The 17,801-nt window shown below is 63.1% G+C and carries 17 protein-coding genes; 12 read left to right on the top strand and 5 right to left on the bottom strand.

Going from position 1 to position 17,801, the window contains the following annotated elements:
• The first annotated feature begins 192 nt into the window (after window positions 1–192).
• On the top strand, window positions 193–1,419 hold the full coding sequence (locus AC1DUY_RS08335; protein WP_093757821.1) for a penicillin-binding protein activator: 1,227 nt from the start codon (window positions 193–195) through the stop codon (window positions 1,417–1,419).
• 3 nt (window positions 1,420–1,422) lie between these two features.
• Here the strand turns inward: AC1DUY_RS08335 and hemW are convergent, their stop codons facing one another.
• The 3 genes from hemW to rph are packed head-to-tail and all read right to left on the bottom strand — an operon-like array spanning window position 1,423 to window position 3,966.
• Window positions 1,423–2,586, bottom strand: coding sequence for a radical SAM family heme chaperone HemW (hemW, locus tag AC1DUY_RS08330; RefSeq protein ID WP_478113569.1), 1,164 nt, complete (start codon window positions 2,584–2,586; stop codon window positions 1,423–1,425).
• Window positions 2,573–3,208, bottom strand: coding sequence for an RdgB/HAM1 family non-canonical purine NTP pyrophosphatase (gene rdgB, locus AC1DUY_RS08325; RefSeq protein ID WP_315839951.1), 636 nt, complete (start codon window positions 3,206–3,208; stop codon window positions 2,573–2,575). The genes hemW and rdgB overlap by 14 nt, the downstream gene beginning before the upstream one ends.
• A 35-nt stretch (window positions 3,209–3,243) precedes the next feature.
• Window positions 3,244–3,966, bottom strand: coding sequence for a ribonuclease PH (rph, locus tag AC1DUY_RS08320; protein ID WP_093757824.1), 723 nt, complete (start codon window positions 3,964–3,966; stop codon window positions 3,244–3,246).
• Window positions 3,967–4,119: 153 nt separating this feature from the next.
• Between rph and hrcA the strand changes: the two genes are divergently transcribed.
• Together hrcA and grpE are read left to right on the top strand one after the other, a co-directional pair.
• Window positions 4,120–5,208 carry a heat-inducible transcriptional repressor HrcA gene (gene hrcA, locus AC1DUY_RS08315; protein ID WP_068730256.1) on the top strand — a complete coding sequence of 363 codons (1,089 nt, stop codon included), beginning with the start codon at window positions 4,120–4,122 and terminating at the stop codon, window positions 5,206–5,208.
• 105 nt (window positions 5,209–5,313) lie between these two features.
• Window positions 5,314–5,913 (top strand): nucleotide exchange factor GrpE, encoded by a 600-nt coding sequence (gene grpE, locus AC1DUY_RS08310; RefSeq protein WP_441231094.1) that lies wholly within the window; start codon window positions 5,314–5,316, stop codon window positions 5,911–5,913.
• Window positions 5,914–5,967: 54 nt separating this feature from the next.
• On the opposite strand, the gene pncA is transcribed toward grpE, so the two are convergent.
• On the bottom strand, window positions 5,968–6,684 hold the full coding sequence (pncA, locus tag AC1DUY_RS08305; RefSeq protein WP_439065441.1) for a bifunctional nicotinamidase/pyrazinamidase: 717 nt from the start codon (window positions 6,682–6,684) through the stop codon (window positions 5,968–5,970).
• A 163-nt stretch (window positions 6,685–6,847) separates the two neighbouring features.
• On the opposite strand from pncA, the gene AC1DUY_RS08300 reads away from it, so the two are divergent.
• Both AC1DUY_RS08300 and AC1DUY_RS08295 read left to right on the top strand, forming a co-directional pair.
• The gene (locus tag AC1DUY_RS08300) at window positions 6,848–8,386 is read left to right on the top strand and encodes a hypothetical protein (protein ID WP_478113565.1); all 1,539 of its coding nucleotides are present in this window, start codon (window positions 6,848–6,850) and stop codon (window positions 8,384–8,386) included.
• Window positions 8,386–9,915 carry a hypothetical protein gene (locus AC1DUY_RS08295; RefSeq protein WP_478113563.1) on the top strand — a complete coding sequence of 510 codons (1,530 nt, stop codon included), beginning with the start codon at window positions 8,386–8,388 and terminating at the stop codon, window positions 9,913–9,915. Before AC1DUY_RS08300 ends, AC1DUY_RS08295 begins: the two co-directional genes overlap by 1 nt.
• A 25-nt stretch (window positions 9,916–9,940) precedes the next feature.
• On the opposite strand, the gene AC1DUY_RS08290 is transcribed toward AC1DUY_RS08295, so the two are convergent.
• Window positions 9,941–10,885, bottom strand: a complete 945-nt coding sequence (locus AC1DUY_RS08290) for a hypothetical protein (protein ID WP_231078622.1) — start codon at window positions 10,883–10,885, stop codon at window positions 9,941–9,943.
• A 380-nt stretch (window positions 10,886–11,265) separates the two neighbouring features.
• Between AC1DUY_RS08290 and dnaK the strand changes: the two genes are divergently transcribed.
• The 7 genes from dnaK (at window position 11,266) to dapB (ending at window position 17,794) form a co-directional block, all read left to right on the top strand.
• Complete coding sequence (gene dnaK / locus AC1DUY_RS08285; RefSeq protein ID WP_068730261.1) at window positions 11,266–13,164, top strand: molecular chaperone DnaK; 1,899 nt, start codon at window positions 11,266–11,268, stop codon at window positions 13,162–13,164.
• A 183-nt stretch (window positions 13,165–13,347) separates the two neighbouring features.
• Window positions 13,348–14,490, top strand: coding sequence for a molecular chaperone DnaJ (gene dnaJ / locus AC1DUY_RS08280; protein ID WP_092140889.1), 1,143 nt, complete (start codon window positions 13,348–13,350; stop codon window positions 14,488–14,490).
• 92 nt (window positions 14,491–14,582) lie between these two features.
• A complete protein-coding gene (locus AC1DUY_RS08275) occupies window positions 14,583–15,185 on the top strand; it encodes a class I SAM-dependent methyltransferase (RefSeq protein WP_093757830.1) in 603 nt (200 codons plus the stop codon).
• A gap of 45 nt (window positions 15,186–15,230) precedes the next feature.
• Window positions 15,231–15,809, top strand: coding sequence for an NADPH-dependent FMN reductase (locus AC1DUY_RS08270; RefSeq protein ID WP_093757831.1), 579 nt, complete (start codon window positions 15,231–15,233; stop codon window positions 15,807–15,809).
• 6 nt (window positions 15,810–15,815) lie between these two features.
• Window positions 15,816–16,532, top strand: coding sequence for an orotidine-5'-phosphate decarboxylase (gene pyrF, locus AC1DUY_RS08265; protein ID WP_093757832.1), 717 nt, complete (start codon window positions 15,816–15,818; stop codon window positions 16,530–16,532).
• Window positions 16,533–16,555: 23 nt separating this feature from the next.
• A complete protein-coding gene (locus tag AC1DUY_RS08260; RefSeq protein ID WP_068730266.1) occupies window positions 16,556–16,858 on the top strand; it encodes a DUF1330 domain-containing protein in 303 nt (100 codons plus the stop codon).
• A 120-nt stretch (window positions 16,859–16,978) separates the two neighbouring features.
• A complete protein-coding gene (gene dapB / locus AC1DUY_RS08255; protein WP_089263057.1) occupies window positions 16,979–17,794 on the top strand; it encodes a 4-hydroxy-tetrahydrodipicolinate reductase in 816 nt (271 codons plus the stop codon).
• Window positions 17,795–17,801 lie beyond the last annotated feature (7 nt).

Raw genomic sequence — 17,801 nt, 5'->3', positions numbered from 1 at the left:
GACAGCCGTTTTTTGGGCGTTTGGCCGTGGTTCATTCCCGTCGTGCTAATCCAGCCGCGGTGACGGGGTATGCCGGACATAAAGCTTTTGTTTTGGTTAACTTATCGCCGACAATATGTCTGAATCCGCGCCTCACACTATATAGTGGGTGACGAGGCGGGCCGATCTGATACGGCCGAAAGAAGAGAAGTGATGGCGGATCCGTTCGACCCCAAATCCGGGACCAAGGGCGCGACGTCGGGCGCAACACGGCGGACGGCTGTCGGCCTGCTGCTGGGCGCGCCGCTGCTCGGGGCCTGCGCGGGTGTGCAATCGACGCTGACCAATGCGTTTGGCACCGGACCGACGGCGCCATCGGGACCGCCTGCCGGACCGGCGCAGCAGTCGCAAGCCATCGGCACCGGGGGCACGAAAGTCGGACTGATCCTGCCGCTGTCGGCTTCCGGCAATGCTGGCGTCGCCGCGCAGTCGATGAAGAACGCCGCCGAAATGGCGCTCACCGAATTCCAGAATCCCAGCATTCAACTCCTGATCAAGGACGACAATGGCAGTGCGCAGGGCGCGCAGCAGGCCGCCCAGCAGGCGCTCGACGAAGGATCCGAAATCATTCTCGGACCGTTGTTTGCGCTGTCAGTGCCGGCCACCGCGCAGCTCACGCGCGCGCGCAACGTGCCGGTGATCGCGTTCTCGACCGATTCCAGCGTCGCCGGCCGTGGTGTCTATTTGCTCAGCTTTCTGCCCGAGTCCGACGTCAATCGCATCGTCGATTACGCCGCGGGCACGGGCAAACGCTCCTTTGCGGCGATGCTGCCCGAGAATGCCTATGGCAATGTGGTCGAAGTTGCGTTCAAGCAGGCCGTCGCGCGCAAGGGTGGCCGCGTCGTCGCTTTTGAGCGCTATGGTGCTGACCGCTCCAGCGCAGCACGCAACATTGCCGCATCCCTCACCGGCGCCGACGCGTTGTTCATTGCTGACGATGGCGACGCGGTTGTCGCAACGGCTGATGCCTTGACTGCGGCGGGTGCCAATCTGCGCAATGTGCAATTGCTCGGCACGGGCCTGTGGGACAATCCGCGCGTCTTCAACAGCGCGGCCTTGCAGGGCGGGCTCTATGCCGCGCCAGATCCTGCAGGGTTTCGTGCCTTTGCGGGCCGTTATCGCGCGAAATATGGCGGCGATCCCGTGCGTACCGCGACGCTCGCTTACGATGCGGTGGCGCTGGTCGCCGCTTTGGCGCGCACCCAAGGCGGACAGCGCTTCGCACCTGAAACGCTCACCAATCCATCCGGCTTTGCCGGCATCGATGGTCTGTTTCGTTTCCGCAGCGATGGCGGCAACGATCGCGGCCTCGCCGTGATGAAGGTTGCGTCGGGTGGTGGTCAGGCCGTGGCGGGCTCGCCGAAGAGTTTCGGGGCGTAGCGCCTACGCCGCCAGATCTGCCACGACAGCATCAAGCACAGGGAATCCGTCCTGCGTCACGCGCAGGCGGCCGTTCTGCTCGACGACGATGGCGCCTTCCTCGCGCAGGATGGCGATGCGCTTCTCATCCAGCGCGCGGCCGGACAGCATCTGATAGCGCGCGGGATCGATGCCTTCGGCGAGGCGCAGGCCCATCAGCAGATATTCGTCGGCGCGTTCTTCGCTGTTGAGCAATTCATCCGACGTGACGCCGTGGCCGTTGTCTTCCACACGCATCACCCAGGCTTCCGGACGCTTCTCGGTGGCAATGGCATGTCTGACACCGTCGATGTCGAGGCGGCCATGGGCGCCAGGCCCGATGCCGGCATATTCCTGACCGCGCCAGTAGACGAGATTGTGCTTGCACTCCGCACCGGGGCGAGCGTGGTTGGAAATCTCGTAGAACGGCAGGCCCTGCTGTGCGCAGACTTCCTGCGTCACGTCATAAAGTGCGCGCGCGAGGCCCTCGTCGGGGGTCTTGAGCTTGCCGGCGGCGTGCAACCCGAAGAACGGCGTGCCTTCCTCGATGGTCAGCTGATACAGCGATAGATGCTCGGCGGCTTCCGAGATGGCGAGCTTGAGTTCGTCGGTCCACATCTGCGGGGTCTGGTCGGGGCGCGCATAGATCAGATCGAACGAATACCGATCGAACGCGCTGCGCGCGATGGCGACGGCATCGAGCGCTTCACGCGCGCTATGCAGACGTCCCAGTGATTTCAGCGACGCATCGTCAAGCGCCTGTACGCCGAGCGACACGCGGTTGACGCCGGCCTCGCGATAGCCGCGAAAGCGCGTCGCTTCAACGGAGGTCGGGTTGGCTTCGAGTGATACTTCGACGTCGGAGGCGACGTTCCAGTATTTTCCGATCGAATCCAGAATCGCGCCGACCGTTTGCGGCTGCATCAGCGACGGCGTGCCGCCGCCGAGAAAGATCGACGTCACGGTGCGGCCTGGCGCGCGGGCAGCCGTGGTTTCGATCTCCCGTGCAAAGGCCCGCGCGAAACGTACTTCGTCGACGGCGTGATGACGGACGTGGCTGTTGAAGTCGCAATACGGGCACTTCGACAGGCAGAACGGCCAGTGCACATAGACGCCGAACGCGTCCTGCTGTGCGTTAGCGGGGCTCAAGGCAGATCTCCGCGAGCTTCACGAACGCCCTGGCGCGATGCGACAGGCCTTCGCCGAGTGGCGGCAATCCGTGTTTCTCGACCGCGGTCATTTCGCCATAGGTGCGGGTGTGACCATCGGGCAGGAATGTCGGATCGTAGCCGAAACCGGCAGTGCCGCGTGGTGGCCAGACCAGCGTGCCATGGGCATGCGCTTCGACTTCCTCGAGATGACCGTCGGGCCAAGCCACGCAGAGTGCCGAGACGAAATGCGCGGTGCGCTTGTCAGGCGAGGTTGCGCCGCGCTCTTGCAGCAAACGCTCGATGCGCGTCATTGCGCCGGTGAAGTCCTTGGACTCGCCGGCCCAGCGCGCCGAGAGGATGCCGGGCGCACCGTCGAGGGCATCGACGACGAGGCCGGAATCATCTGCGAAGGCGGGCAGTTGCGCGACATTGGCCGCGGCAATCGCCTTGATCGCGGCATTGGCCTTGAAGGTGTTGCCGGTCTCGTCGGGTTCGGCGAGACCGAGCTCGCCGGCCGACACTGCTTCGATGCCGTAGGGGGCCAAGAGATCGCGCATCTCGGCAAGCTTGCCGGGATTGTGGGTGGCGATGACGAGCTTCCCAGTGATTCGACGATGCATGATGCGAGTCTACGCCTGCTTGATGACTTGCGGAATCACGCGATGGCCATTTTCTGCAGTTCGACGAGGCGTCCGACGCCCTTTTGCGCCAGGGCCATCAGCTTCAGGAACTCGTCCTGCGTGAACGGCGTCTTCTCGGCGGTGCCCTGCACCTCGATGATGCGCCCGTCGCCGGTCATTACGAAATTGGCGTCGGTATCGGCCTCGGAATCCTCGGCGTAGTCGAGATCAAGCACCGGGGTGCCCTGATAGATTCCGCAGGAAATTGCCGCGATATTGTCGCGCAGCACGTTGCCGCCGCCGTTCTTGAACATGTTGCGGTTCTTCATCCACGAGATGCAGTCGGCCAGCGCAACCCATGCGCCGGTGATCGACGCCGTGCGGGTGCCGCCATCGGCCTGGATCACGTCGCAGTCGATGGTGATCTGGCGTTCGCCGAGCGCTTCGAGGTCGACGGCAGCGCGCAGCGAGCGGCCGATCAGGCGCTGGATCTCGACGGTGCGGCCGCCCTGCTTGCCGGATGCGGCTTCGCGGCGGGTGCGTTCCAGCGTGGCGCGGGGCAGCATGCCGTATTCGGCGGTGACCCAGCCGCGGCCCTGGCCCTTAAGCCATGGTGGCAGGCGCTCCTCCAGCGTGGCGGTCACCAGCACGTGGGTGTCACCGAATTTCACCATGCAGGAGCCTTCGGCATATTTGACCACGCCGCGTTCCAGCGACACGGCGCGCAGTTCATCGGGCGCACGACGGCTTGGCCGCATGAGAAAATCCTTCCAAATGTCCAGAGAGAGCCTGTTCGCGGTGCTTTTAGGGGGCACGGAGCGCAGCGGCAAGGGCAGGGCAGGTTCCACGCACGCAATGGTGCTTGTGTCCGGGGGCTCGGGGCGACAGATTAGGTCCTCAAGGAGTACCCTGTGGCCCACCACGATCCGATCGGCCTGATTTCGCCGCATGCCGGGCTCGCCCAGCTCAATGAGCGATCGCGTGAGATCTTCCGGCAGATCGTCGAGAGCTATCTCGCCACGGGCGAACCTGTCGGTTCGCGCAATATTTCGCGCCTGATCACGGTTCCGCTGTCGCCGGCGTCGGTCCGCAACGTGATGTCGGACCTGGAGCAGCTCGGCCTCATCTATGCGCCGCATACCTCTGCCGGACGGCTTCCGACCGAACTCGGACTGCGGTTTTTCGTCGATGCCTTGATGCAGGTCGGTGACCTCACCGAGCCGGAGCGGCAGTCGATCCAGCAGCAATTATCCTCGGTGGGGCGCTCGCAGACTGTGGAGGCAGCGCTCGGCGAGGCGCTGACGCAGCTGTCCGGCCTGACCCGCGCGGCGGCGGTGGTTCTGACCGCCAAGTCCAATGTGCGGCTGAAACACATCGAATTCGTCCGTTTAGAGCCCGAAAAGGCGCTGGTCGTGCTGGTTGCCGAGGATGGCCAGGTCGAAAACCGCGTGCTGACCCTGCCGCCGGGCGTGCCGTCGTCGGCGCTGAACGAGGCGTCGAACTTCCTCAATGCCCGGATTCGCGGCCGCACGCTGGCCGAGGCCCGGCTGGAGCTGGAAACGGCGCTGACCCAGAACCAGATCGAGCTCGATCAGCTGACCCAGAAGGTGATTGCCGCCGGCATTGCCAGCTGGTCGGGTGGCGAGAAGGACGATCGGCAGCTGATCGTGCGTGGCCAGGCCAATCTGCTCGAGGATCTCCATGCGCTGGAGGATCTTGAACGCGTTCGCCTCCTGTTCGACGATCTCGAAGCCAAGCGCGAGGTGATCGACCTTCTCGGTCGGGCGGAGACGGCGGAAGGTGTCCGCATCTTCATCGGCTCGGAAAACAAACTGTTCTCGCTGTCCGGCTCGTCCACGATCATTGCGCCCTACAGCGATGGCGCCGGCCATATTGTCGGTGTTCTCGGCGTGATCGGGCCGACCCGGCTGAACTATGCGCGGGTGATCCCGATGGTAGATTACGCGGCGCGCATCGTCAGCCGCATGCTCGGCGGCTGACAGATCGGCCGAATCCGGCCGGTTGCGCTTGATTTTCGGCGCTCAAACCCCGATATCCCGCTCAGCAATCCCACCATTTTGGCGTGTTTTTGAGAAGGCAGCGTGATGACTGATTCCAATGGGCAGAACGACAATCAGGACAAGACGGCAGCGGCCGCCGATCCGGTGGTCTCCAAGCCCTACATCATGCCGGACGATCCGGAGCCGAACTCGGTCGAGGCCCTAACCAAGGAAGCTGCGGACGCGCGCGACAAGATGCTGCGCACGCTGGCGGAGATGGAAAATCTGCGCAAGCGGACCCAGAAGGAGGTCGCCGACGGTCGCACCTATGCGATCGCCAATTTCGCGCGCGAAGTGCTCGATATCGCCGACAGCCTGCAGCGCGCCCTCGATGCCGTGCCTGCCGACACCAAGGCCGCCGCCGATCCGGGCCTGAAGGCGCTGCTCGAAGGCGTCGAGCTCACCGAGCGCTCGCTGCTCAACACGCTGGAAAAGAACGGCGTGAAAAAGTTCGACCCGTCGGGCGAGAAGTTCGATCCGAATTTCCAGCAGGCGATGTACGAAGTGCCCGATGCTTCCGTGCCTGCGGGCACCGTCGTTCAGGTCGTGCAGGCCGGTTATACCATCGGCGAGCGCGTGCTGCGCCCGGCGCTGGTCGGCGTGTCGAAGGGCGGCGCCAAGGCTGCACCTGTAGCGTCGGAATAAAGCTGTGTAGTAGGAGCTGGATCGCCCGGTCAAGCCGGGCGATGACAGCGAGAGTTAAGCCGCCAGCTCGCCCGACTGGATCCGCTTCACGCCGGCCTTGTTCATGTCGGCCCAAGCCTTGGCCAGCGAGCCCTGCGTGTCGATGCCGCGGCAGGCATCTTCGATCACATAGACATCGAAACCTGCTTTTCGCGCATCAAGGGCGGACCACGCGACACAGAAATCTGTGGCGAGACCGGCGATGAACACGCGCTGCAATTTGCGGGCTTTCAGATAGGCGGCGAGACCGGTGGTGGTCTTCCCGTCGGCCTCGGTGAAGGCCGAATAGCTGTCGACGTCCTTGTTGAAGCCCTTGCGCAGGATCAGCTCGGTATGCGGGATGGCGAGATCCTTCGAGAGCGCAGCCCCTTCAGTGCCCTGCACGCAGTGATCCGGCCACAGCACCTGCTTGCCGTATTTCACATCGGTGGTCTCAAACGGCTTCTTGCCGCTGTGGCTGGACGCGAAGGAGATATGGCCGGGCGTGTGCCAGTCCTGCGTCATCACCACGTCGGCGAATTTCTTCGCGATGGCGTTGATGACCGGCACGACCTTATCGCCGTCCTTCACCGCAAGGCTGCCACCGGGCAGGAAGCAGTTCTGCACGTCAATCACCAGCAGGACGGATGTGCGGTCGAGGCTAACCTTGCCGGCGGCGGACAGTGTTTTGGGAGCTAGGCTGGTCATGGCCATGGTTCCAAGCCCTCCGAGAATTTGACGTCTGTTGAGCATCATCGTCCCCCCGTGATTGAACCCTCACAGACAATCAGGTCGCGGTCATCGCGTAAAGCGGATCGCGGTGCGGGCGGCGGCCGCATTTCGGGCCGCCCGCGCAAGGGCTTGTTAATGCGCCTCTCCTAGTTTCGGCGGTAGCGTTGCCTGAAAAGTTGAGCGCATGACGATCGATATCGGCCTGCGGCTTGCCCGAGGGCGGGCTGCCCAAAATCGGAATTTGACTGGTGAGGCTGCCGTTCCCCATGCACGACTTGCGTGGCCCTGGCTGATTGCCGGGTTGGCTGTGTGCGCGTTGACGCTCGGGCTGCGCTGGGCGCTGCCGTTCAATGTCGATGTAAGCTGGTGGCTGATCGTCGGTGAACGTGTGTTCGACGGTCAACGGCTCTATCTGGATATTCTCGAGACCAATCCGCCGATGGCCGGATCGATCTATTTTCTCGGCGTGGCGCTGGCGCGCGCCACGGGCCTGCGGCCGGAAGCGGTGACCATTGCACTGATGCTGGCTCTGATGACGGCCTCGCTCGGACTGACATGGTGGCTGCTACGTAACTCAAAGCTGTCGGGTCGCTCTGCCGCCGGTGCGCTCGCTGTCTGGGCTGTGGCGCTGCTCGGTATCCTGCCGATGTATGATTTCGGCCAGCGCGAACATCTCGCGCTGTTGTTCTTGATGCCGGCACTTGCGGTCCTGATCCGCCGTGTCGGGAACGAGCCGGTGTCGATCGTTGCGATCGTCATCGCCGGGGTCAGCGCGGCCGTTACCATGAGCTTCAAACCGTATTTCGCGCTCGGTATCGGCGCGGCCATCCTCGCCGCGACCTTGCAGGCGCGGCTGTGGCGCATTCTCGTCGCACCGGAACACTGGATCGCCGGCGTGCTGGTCGTGGCCTATGCCGTCTGGATCTATATATCGCTCCCGGCCTATTTCACGCTGATCTATCCCGTCGTCCGCGATGTCTATCTCTTGCTTGCAGCGCCGTGGCTAGCCCTGGCGCTCAGCGGCGCCACGATGCTGTGGCTCGCTGCGGTATTCGCGGTGCTGCTATTGCAACGCCGGCATAAGCCCGACGCCACGGTCACTGTGTTGCTGGCAACCTCGTTCGGCTTTGCGGTGGCGTTCTTCGTCCAGCGCAAGGGATGGGGCTATCACGCCTATCCCATGGTGGCGCTGTCGCTGATGGCGCTCGGCTATGCCGTTGCGGCGGTCGACCCTGTGACGGCGCGCGTGCGCATCGGGGCATCGCTTGCGGCCGTTGCGATCCTCGCTAACGCCTGCGTCTGGTTCAACGCCAGCGTCGATATCCGCAAACTCGAAGCTGCGGTCACGAAGCTTGGACCACATCCGAAGATCATGATGCTGGGCGGCGCGGCGACGATTGCGCATCCGCTCGTGCGCGATGTCGGCGGTACCTGGGTATCGCGTCAGGAGGCATTCTTGATCCGGGAGATCGTTCGCCGCGCGCGTCAGGAACAGTCCTTCGATGCAGTGACCTCGGCGCGTCTCGATCGCCATGTCGCAACCGAGCGCGACGGGTTGGTCGCGGATTTCCGGGCGTCTTCGCCGGATGTGGTGCTGGTCGACAATCGCGACAGCGACTGGGGCGCTTGGGCGCAGGCTGATCCGGAGTTGGCGCAGCTCCTGAAGCCCTATGCCCTGGTGCAGACCATCGACGGCATCGACATCCTGAAGAGGATGCCGTGATGCGCGCCACCACGCCGGGCGAAACCGCAAGTGCTGTTCTGCCCGGGCGGTCGCTGCAGCGAAGCCGCATCCTTCCGTGGCTGGCCGTCGTCGCACTGCTGATCGTGGCGATTGTGCTGCGTCACGTTCTGGCGGCCAATACGGATGTAAGCTGGCTTCTGACCGTCGGCGAGCGCGTACTCGACGGCCAGCGCCTCTATATAGATATCATCGAGACCAATCCGCCGATGGCCGTCCTGGCCTATCTGCCGGGTATCGTCATCGCCCGTGCGCTCGGGCTGGCTGCGGAGGACGTGACCGATGCGTTGGTCTTCATCGGCATCGCCGTGTCGCTGCTGCTCAGCGTCCGCATTCTGTCGCGCGCGTCGGTTCTCGGTGTCGCGCAAGGCTGGCCGCTGGCGCTGCTGGCAGTTGCACTGCTGGCCGTGCTGCCGACGCAGACTTTCGGTCAGCGCGAACATATTGCACTGATCGCCATGCTGCCGATGCTGGCTGTATTGGCGGGCCGCATAAAGCACAGCGCACCATCACGGTCCGCGGCTATCGCAGCCGGCATCGGCGCGGCGATTGCGCTGTCGTTCAAGCCCTACTTCGCGATCGCCTTCCTCGGCGCGTTGATCGCGGAGGCTGTCTCCACACGCTTATCGTGGCGCGTCCTGCTGCGGCCGGAGTATCTGGCGCTCGCCGTCGCGCTGGCCCTCTACGCTGCCGTCGTCATCGTGCTGTTTCCGGAATTCCTAACGGTAGTCGGGCCGCTAGTCCGCGATGTTTATCTTCAGGTGCAGCAGCCGGTCATGATGCTCCTGGAAAAGCCCGCTGTGGCACTGTGGGCCACCGCGCTGCTCGCGGCTATGGTGCTCAAACGGCGCGTCGGTGTCGATGGTCCGTTCGTTTTGCTACTGGCGACCTCGGCCGGTTTTGCCGCTGGTTTCGTTTTGCAGGGCAAAGGCTGGCCTTACCATTCATACCCAATGATTGCGCTCGCACTGCTTGCTTTTGGCTATGCGCGTATGACCTATCTGCCGGTCACCGGGACGGATCGTCTGTTCGGCGTCGGCGCGGTCGTCCTGCTGGCGCTGCTGTTCATGCGCTCCATGTTATGGTTCGACACCGCCTTCGATGCGCGCCCACTGCAGGAGAAAATCGCGCAACTGGGATCGCGTCCTGTCATTCTTGCTATCTCCGCCGAGCCGGGTATCGGGCATCCTCTTGTGCGCGCGGTCGGCGGCACATGGGTTTCGCGACAGCAAGGCCTGTGGGTCGCCGTCTATCACGCGGTCCTGCGCAGCAGAGGCGGAGTCAGTCCTGCACAAGATCGACTGCTCGAGGCCTATGCCGCGCGTGAGCGCACGATGCTGATCGAGGATATCAAGAAAAGACCACCGACCCTGGTGCTGGTGGATGATCTCACCGGCAGCGGCTCGGAATGGCTAAAAGCGCATCCCGACGTTGCTGATCTGTTAAAGGATTTTCACGTCGTGGCCGCCATCAACAAGGTGACGTTTCTTACGCGAGGCCGTGAGCCCTGAAGCCGATGTTGTGTTACGTGCTGCGTTAGCGCGGCTCGATGCCGTCGCGTACAGCGCGGAAGCGCGGAAATGCCTTGGCCCAATCATCGCGCGGTGCGCTTGCAATAATGCGCATCGTGATTTTGCCGCCGCCGAAGCGCAGCCACTGTACCACGCTGACCGGCGTGTTGTTCTTGCCGCTGACGGCGTCGATACGGGTCTCCCAGCCTGCCATGCCGTCGATCCGTTGCGGCTCCGACATGGTGATGCGGCCTTCGCGCAGGCCGGGAATCGTGCCTGCGGCCTGCTGGGCAAAGCGGCCGCGATCTTCAGCCTTTTCCGGCGCGGAGGCCAGGCTGCCGATCACCACAAAAGGACTCGTTTCGATGCTGTTCTCGTCGCTCGAGTCGGCCAGCAATAGCGCGGCACCCGGCGCCAGCGTGCGGACGGTCTTGAAGTCGCTCATTTCCGAGACCTTGAACGGCATCAGACCGAGTTGTTCTGCCAGCGGCACTTCCTTGCGGACCACGGCGGATGAGAGCATCTGGCGCACCGCGTCGTCGGTGTAGATTTTCTGGGCGTTTTCCGGGACTTGCACGGCGACATAGCCGGAGAAGGTCCCGCCGCCGACGATCATCGAATAGCGCCTGACATTGCCGGTCGCGTCCTTGGCATTCTCGATCGTGTAGAAGGCCTTTCCGGCCGTGGTCTCGATGCTCTCGGGCTTCGCGGCCATACCCGCCGGATTGGCCTTGAACGCGGTCTCAACCTCGTTGAAGGCGGCGGCTGGCAGCTCGGTCACGAGCACCTTGACGCCCTGATCGGAGGTCTCGAAGCCGACAAAGGTCTTTGCCGGGGCGAGGCCAACCAGCGGGGCCAGACCCACACGGACACCCGGCGGGAAGACGGGATCAGCCGCCAAAGCGGGGCGGTGGGCGACCGAAATGGCCGTCAGCATGGTCAAGGCGAACAGGGGCGCAGCATGTTTCATGAAAAATCTACTGGGTTTGCATTGAGGCTGTTCGATGGTGCGGGGCTCCGGCCTTGGTCGCCGCGCGCCCGGTCGGAAAGGGCTTTCACGGTTGCCTTGTTCCGCCAACAGATCAAGCCATAAATCCGTTCCCGGCGCCGTCCGCGCCCATCCGTCGCGTATTGGCGAAACAACCGCCAAGGGTCTGTTTCACCAAATATTAATTTCGCGCACCGGTCGTGTTTTCATGGGTCTGGAGTGTGCCAGATGCCTTGCGGCCACCACCCCCCCTCCTATATGAGGCCTACCGTCGCAATATCGCGAATAGTTGATGTTTGGGGGTTGGGAGCGGGGTGCCGTCAGGGCCCAGCCAACCTGCCGCAGAAAAAGGATATGAGAGCATGGGAAAGGTCATCGGTATCGACCTCGGTACGACGAATTCCTGCGTCGCCGTCATGGATGGCAAAACGCCGAAGGTCATCGAGAACGCAGAAGGCATGCGGACCACGCCGTCCATCGTGGCTTTTACCGATGATGGCGAGCGCCTCGTCGGCCAGCCGGCCAAGCGCCAGGCAGTTACCAATCCCGAGCGCACCATTTTCGCGGTGAAGCGCCTGATCGGCCGCCGCTATGACGATCCGACCGTCGAGAAGGACAAGAAGCTCGTCCCCTACAAGATTGCCAAAGGTGGCAATGGCGACGCCTGGGTCGAAGTCGACGGTAAAACCTATTCGCCCTCGCAGATCTCCGCCTTCACGCTGCAGAAGATGAAGGAGACCGCGGAGGCTCATCTCGGCCAGAAGGTCGAGCAGGCCGTCATCACCGTGCCCGCTTACTTCAACGACGCCCAGCGTCAGGCCACCAAGGATGCCGGCAAGATCGCCGGCCTCGAAGTGCTGCGCATCATCAACGAGCCGACTGCGGCTGCGCTCGCTTACGGCCTCGACAAGTCGAAGTCCGGCACCATCGCGGTGTACGACCTCGGCGGCGGCACCTTCGACGTTTCGATCCTCGAGATCGGCGATGGCGTGTTCGAGGTGAAGTCCACCAACGGCGATACGTTCCTCGGCGGTGAAGACTTCGACATGCGTCTGGTCGGCTACCTCGCCGACGAGTTCAAGAAAGAGCAGGGCATCGACCTGCGCAACGACAAGCTGGCTCTGCAGCGCCTGAAGGAAGCTGCTGAAAAAGCGAAGATCGAGCTGTCGTCGACGACCCAGACCGAAATCAACCTGCCGTTCATCACGGCGGATGCCTCCGGTCCGAAGCATCTGACGTTGAAGCTGACCCGCGCCAAGTTCGAAGCGCTGGTCGACGATCTCGTGCAGAAGACCATCGAGCCTTGCCGCAAGGCGCTCAAGGATGCGGGCCTCACCGCCGGTGAAATCGGCGAAGTGGTTCTGGTCGGCGGCATGATCCGCATGCCGAAGATCCAGGAAGTCGTGAAGCAGTTCTTCGGCAAGGAACCCCACAAGGGCGTCAACCCGGACGAAGTCGTGGCCATCGGCGCCGCCATTCAGGCCGGCGTGCTGCAGGGCGACGTCAAGGACGTGCTGCTGCTCGACGTGACCCCGCTGTCGCTGGGCATCGAGACGCTGGGTGGCGTGTTCACCCGGATCATCGAGCGCAACACGACGATCCCGACCAAGAAGAGCCAGGTGTTCTCGACGGCCGAAGACAACCAGAACGCCGTTACCATCCGGGTCTTCCAGGGTGAGCGCGAAATGGCGGCCGACAACAAGCCGCTCGGCCAGTTCGACCTGATGGGCATTCCGCCGGCTCCGCGCGGCATGCCGCAGGTCGAGGTGACCTTCGACATCGACGCCAATGGCATCGTCAACGTGTCGGCGAAGGACAAGGCGACCAACAAGGAACAGCAGATCCGGATCCAGGCATCCGGCGGTCTGTCCGAGTCCGACATCCAGAAGATGGTCAAGGACGCCGAAGCCAACGCTGCCGAGGACAAGAAGCGTCGTGAGGCTGTCGATGCCAAGAACCACGGCGATGCCCTCGTGCATTCGACCGAGAAGGCTCTCGGCGAGCATGGCGACAAGGTCGGTGAGACCGAGCGCCGCGCTATCGAGGATGCCATGAGCGACCTGAAGGAAGCTCTGAAGGGTGATGATGCCGAGGCGATCAAGGCCAAGACCAACACGCTGGCGCAGGCTTCGATGAAGCTCGGCGAAGCGATGTACACCCAGCAGGCCGAGGCTGACGCCAAGCGCGATGCCGAGAAGGATGACGTGGTCGACGCCGAATTCACGGAAGTCGACGACGACAAGCCGAAAAAGTCGGCCTGATAGGCGAGCGGAACAATGACCCTCATCCTGAGTAGCGCGGTGCGCGTCTCGATGGATGAGGGTTGTTTTTTGTCAGGCGGGCCTTGTTAGGCAAGTTTTGTTAGTGCGGGAGTAGCATCTTCATCGATGCGTTCTTCTGGGATGCTCCTCGGGATGAGGACCAATTTCGGGCGGATCTGACTGATGTCCACCAAGCAATGTTATTACGAGACGTTGGAAGTCGAGCGCGGCGCGAATGATGCGACCCTGAAGACGTCGTTTCGCAAGCTTGCGATGAAATGGCATCCGGACAAGAATCCAGGCGATGCCGCCGCTGAAGTGAAGTTCAAGGAAATTGCCGAGGCCTACGACGTCCTCAAGGACGGCGACAAGCGCGCGGCCTATGACCGTTATGGCCATGCGGCCTTCGAACAGGGCAATGGTGGCGGCGGTGGTCCGGGCTTTGGATCCGGCTTCGCCTCCTCCTTCTCCGACATTTTCGAAGACCTGTTCGGCATGGCCGGACAGCGCGGCGGTGGCCGCAGCGGCGGCCGCGAGCGCGGGGCAGATCTTCGCTACAACATGGAAATCACGCTGGAGGAGGCTTACTCCGGCAAGACCGCACAGATCGAGATTCCGGTCGCGGTGACCTGCGAAGCCTGCTCCGGCACCGGCGCCAAGGCAGGAACCAAGCCGAAGGCCTGTTCGACCTGCGGCGGTGCCGGCCGCGTCCGTCAGGCCCAGGGCTTCTTCACGCTGGAAAGGACCTGCCCGAGCTGTCAGGGCCGGGGTCAGATGATCGAGGATCCGTGCCCGAGCTGCTCCGGCGCCGGCCGCGTCGAGCGTGAGCGCACGCTCTCGGTCAACATTCCGGCGGGCGTCGAGGACGGCACCCGCATTCGTCTTGCCAATGAAGGCGAAGCCGGCGCGCGCGGTGGTCCGTCGGGCGATCTCTATATTTTCCTGTCGCTGGCCTCGCACGACTTCTTCCAGCGCGATGGCGCGGACCTGCATTGCCGCGTGCCGATCTCGATGGTGACCGCGGCGCTGGGCGGTGAATTCGAAGTGCCGACCATCGAAGGCGGACGCAACAAGGTCAAGGTTCCCTCGGGCACCCAGTCCGGGCGCCGCTTCCGCGTTTCGTCGAAGGGCATGCCGGTGCTGCGCTCGCGCCAGACCGGCGACATGTATGTCCAGGTCGTCGTGGAAACGCCGCAGAACCTGACGAAAAAGCAGCAGGAGCTGTTGGCCGAATTCGAGAAACTGTCTTCGGGTGCAACGCAACCTGAAGCCGCGGGTTTCTTCACTAAGGTCAAGGACTTCTTCGGAACGCGGACAGGCTCCTGACGTTGGAAGCTTGACCGTTTCTATTGTTGCCTATACCTCTTTATGACGAAATTCTGACGTTCCGCACGTTCCGCGGTCTGCCTGGAAGCGACATGCCTCTGCACTCGTCCGCGCGTACGTTGAAGAAGCCGCTCCGTCTCGATGACGAGGTTCGCTTCCTCCGTTCATGGATCGATAAGCCGCTGCATATGGGTGCCGTGATGCCGTCGGGCAAAGCTCTTGCCCGCACGATGGCGCAATATGTCGACAATGACGCGACCGGTCCGGTCATCGAACTTGGACCAGGCACCGGCGCGATCACCTCTGCGCTCGTCGCGCATGGGGTGGACCAGAAGCGTCTGGTGCTCGTCGAATTCAATCCCACCTTTTGCGCACTGCTGCGTGAGCGCTACCCGCAGGCGACGATCGTTCAGGGCGACGCCTACACATTGCGCGATACCCTGTGGGATGTGCTGAAAGAGCCCGCCTCCGCTGTCGTCTCCGGCCTGCCGCTGGTCACCAAGCCGATGCTGACGCGCCTCAAGCTGATCCGCGATGCCTTCGCGGCGATGTCGCCGAACGCGCCCTTCGTGCAGTTCACCTATTCGGTGGCGCCGCCGATCCCCAAATCGCTGCCCGGCGTGTCCACAGAGGCCTCCGAGCGGATCTGGATGAACCTTCCGCCGGCGCGCGTCTGGGTGTATCGCAAACGCTAGTGCCGGCCGCGATCGCGCGGTGGCTTCGCCCCGACGATCGGAATCATGGCTGCGATCAAGATCCTCGTTATTCCAGGCTCGCTGCGCACAGGGTCGCTGAATGCGAAACTCGCGGCTGTCGCCATTGACGCGCTGGTTCGCGCCGATGTCGATGCCACCAGGATTTCGCTCGGCGACTTTCCGCTGCCGATCTATGACGGCGACCTTGAGAGCAATTCCGGCGTACCGAAACATGCGCTCGATCTGAAGCGTATGATATCGGCGCATCATGGTGTGCTGATCGTGACGCCTGAATACAACGCGTCGCTGCCGCCGCTGGTGAAGAATACGATCGACTGGATCTCGCGCGTGGAAGACACGCATGAGAGCAAGGGCCAGGTGTTTCGCGAGCGGCCGTTTGCGATTGCGGCGGCTTCGAATGGGCGGCTTGGCGGTGCGCGCTGTTTGCAGGCCTTGCGGCTGGTGCTGTCGGCGTGTCGCGCGATGGTGATCCCGAATCAGCTCACGCTGGCGTTCGCCGGTGAGGCCTATGACGATATGGACCGGCTGAAACACGCCGCCGACAAGGATGCGATGACGGCGATGGTGCGCCAGCTTATCGATGTCGCGCAGCAGATGAAGTGAGACGAGATGACGTTGCAGACCATTGATCCCCGCGACCGCCTGATCGTCGCGCTCGATCTGCCGGATGTTGACGCTGCCGAAGCGATGATCGCGCGGCTCGGCGACAGCGTGACTTTCTACAAGATCGGCTATCAGCTCGGCTATGCTGGTGGTCTGCCGCTGGTGCGCAAGCTCGCCGATACCGGAAAGAAGGTGTTCGCCGATCTGAAGATGCACGACATCGGCAACACCGTCGCGCGCGGTGTAGAAAGCGTGGCGAAGCTCGGCGCGACCTTCCTCACCGTGCATGGCTATCCGCAGACCATGCAGGCGGCGGCCAATGCCAGCAAGGGCTCCGGCCTGAAGATCCTCGCGGTGACAGTACTGACCTCGTACGACAACGAGGATCTGAAGGCCGCGGGCTATCAACTCGGTGTCAGCGATCTCGTCGCCGCGCGCGCGCAGCAGGCGCAGGCGCTCGGTATCGATGGCCTCGTCTGCTCGCCGGAAGAGGCGGGGAACCTGCGCAAGCATATCAAGCCTGAGATGTGTCTGGTCACGCCCGGTGTACGCCCTGCGGGCAGTGACGTGGGCGATCAGAAGCGGATCATGACCCCGGCACGCGCGATTGTCGAAGGTTCGGACTATCTGGTGGTCGGCCGTCCGGTAATGGAAGCTGCCGATCCGAAGGCTGCGGCCGAGGCGATCGTCGCCGAAATTACGCAGGCACTGGCGAACAAGTAAGAACGGGACAGGGAGAGAAACAGATGGCCAAAGCTTACTGGATTGCACGCGTCGACGTGCACAATATGGACGGCTACAAGCAATACGTGGCCGAGAACGGCCCGGTCTTCAATAAATTCGGGGCCAAATTCCTGGTGCGCGGTGGTCAGTTCGAGGCCAAGGAAGGCACGTCGCGCTCGCGCAATGTTGTGCTCGAATTCAAGGACTACGCGACCGCGCTAGCCTGTTACAATTCGCCGGAATACCAGCGGTTGGTCGCGATGCGCAGCCCGCACGGCGAGAGCGATCTCGTGATCATCGAGGGGTATGACGGTCCGCAGCCTTGAGCGGCAGGGCCTTAAGCATGTGTTTGATCTGATTGGTATCTAAGGACTTTAGGTACCGTGGGCGTGTTGCCGCCGTGGCAGCGCGCCGCTATACCGCCTTGAGATACTGAGGATCGTTCAATGTCCGATATGAGACTGATCGTTGCTGGCGCCGGCGGCCGAATGGGCCGCGCGCTGATCCGCACCATCTCCGAAACCCCCGGCGCTGTCGTTTCCGGTGCGCTCGAGGCGCCCGGCTCGGAGCTGCTCGGACAGGATGCCGGCGTGCTCGCCGGCCTGCCCGAGAACGGCGTCAAACTCTCGGCCGACCTCTGGACGCTGTCGAAGGATGCCGATGGTATCCTTGATTTCACGGTGCCTGCGGCGACCATCGCCAATGTTGCGATCGCAGCCCAGCGCGGCCTCGTCCACGTGATCGGCACCACCGGCCTGTCGTCGTCGGACAACGCGGTGATCAAGAGCGTGACCGGTCAGGCCATCGTCGTGCAGTCGGGCAATATGAGCCTCGGCGTCAATCTGCTCGCCGCGCTGGTGAAGCGCGTTGCGCAGTCGCTCGATGACGGCTTCGACATCGAAGTGCTGGAGATGCATCACAAGGCCAAGATCGACGCGCCCTCGGGCACGGCTTTCATGCTGGGTCAGGCTGCTGCCGAGGGTCGCAAGATTCCGCTCGAGCAACATTCGGCGCGTGGCCGCGACGGGCTCACCGGCGCACGCAAAACCGGCGATATCGGCTTTGCCTCGTTGCGCGGCGGTACTGTCGCTGGCGATCATACGGTGATCTTCGCCGGTCCCCATGAACGCATCGAGCTGTCGCACAAGGCCGAGGATCGCATGATCTTCGCCCATGGTGCGCTGAAGGCGGCGATGTGGGCGCATGGAAAAAAGCCAGGTTTGTACTCGATGGCTGACGTGCTCGGCCTTGGTGAAATGTAAGAAGAAC

The organism is Tardiphaga sp. P4_G1 (assembly GCF_056401215.1).
This window is presented reverse-complemented; position numbering and strand designations above follow the sequence as displayed.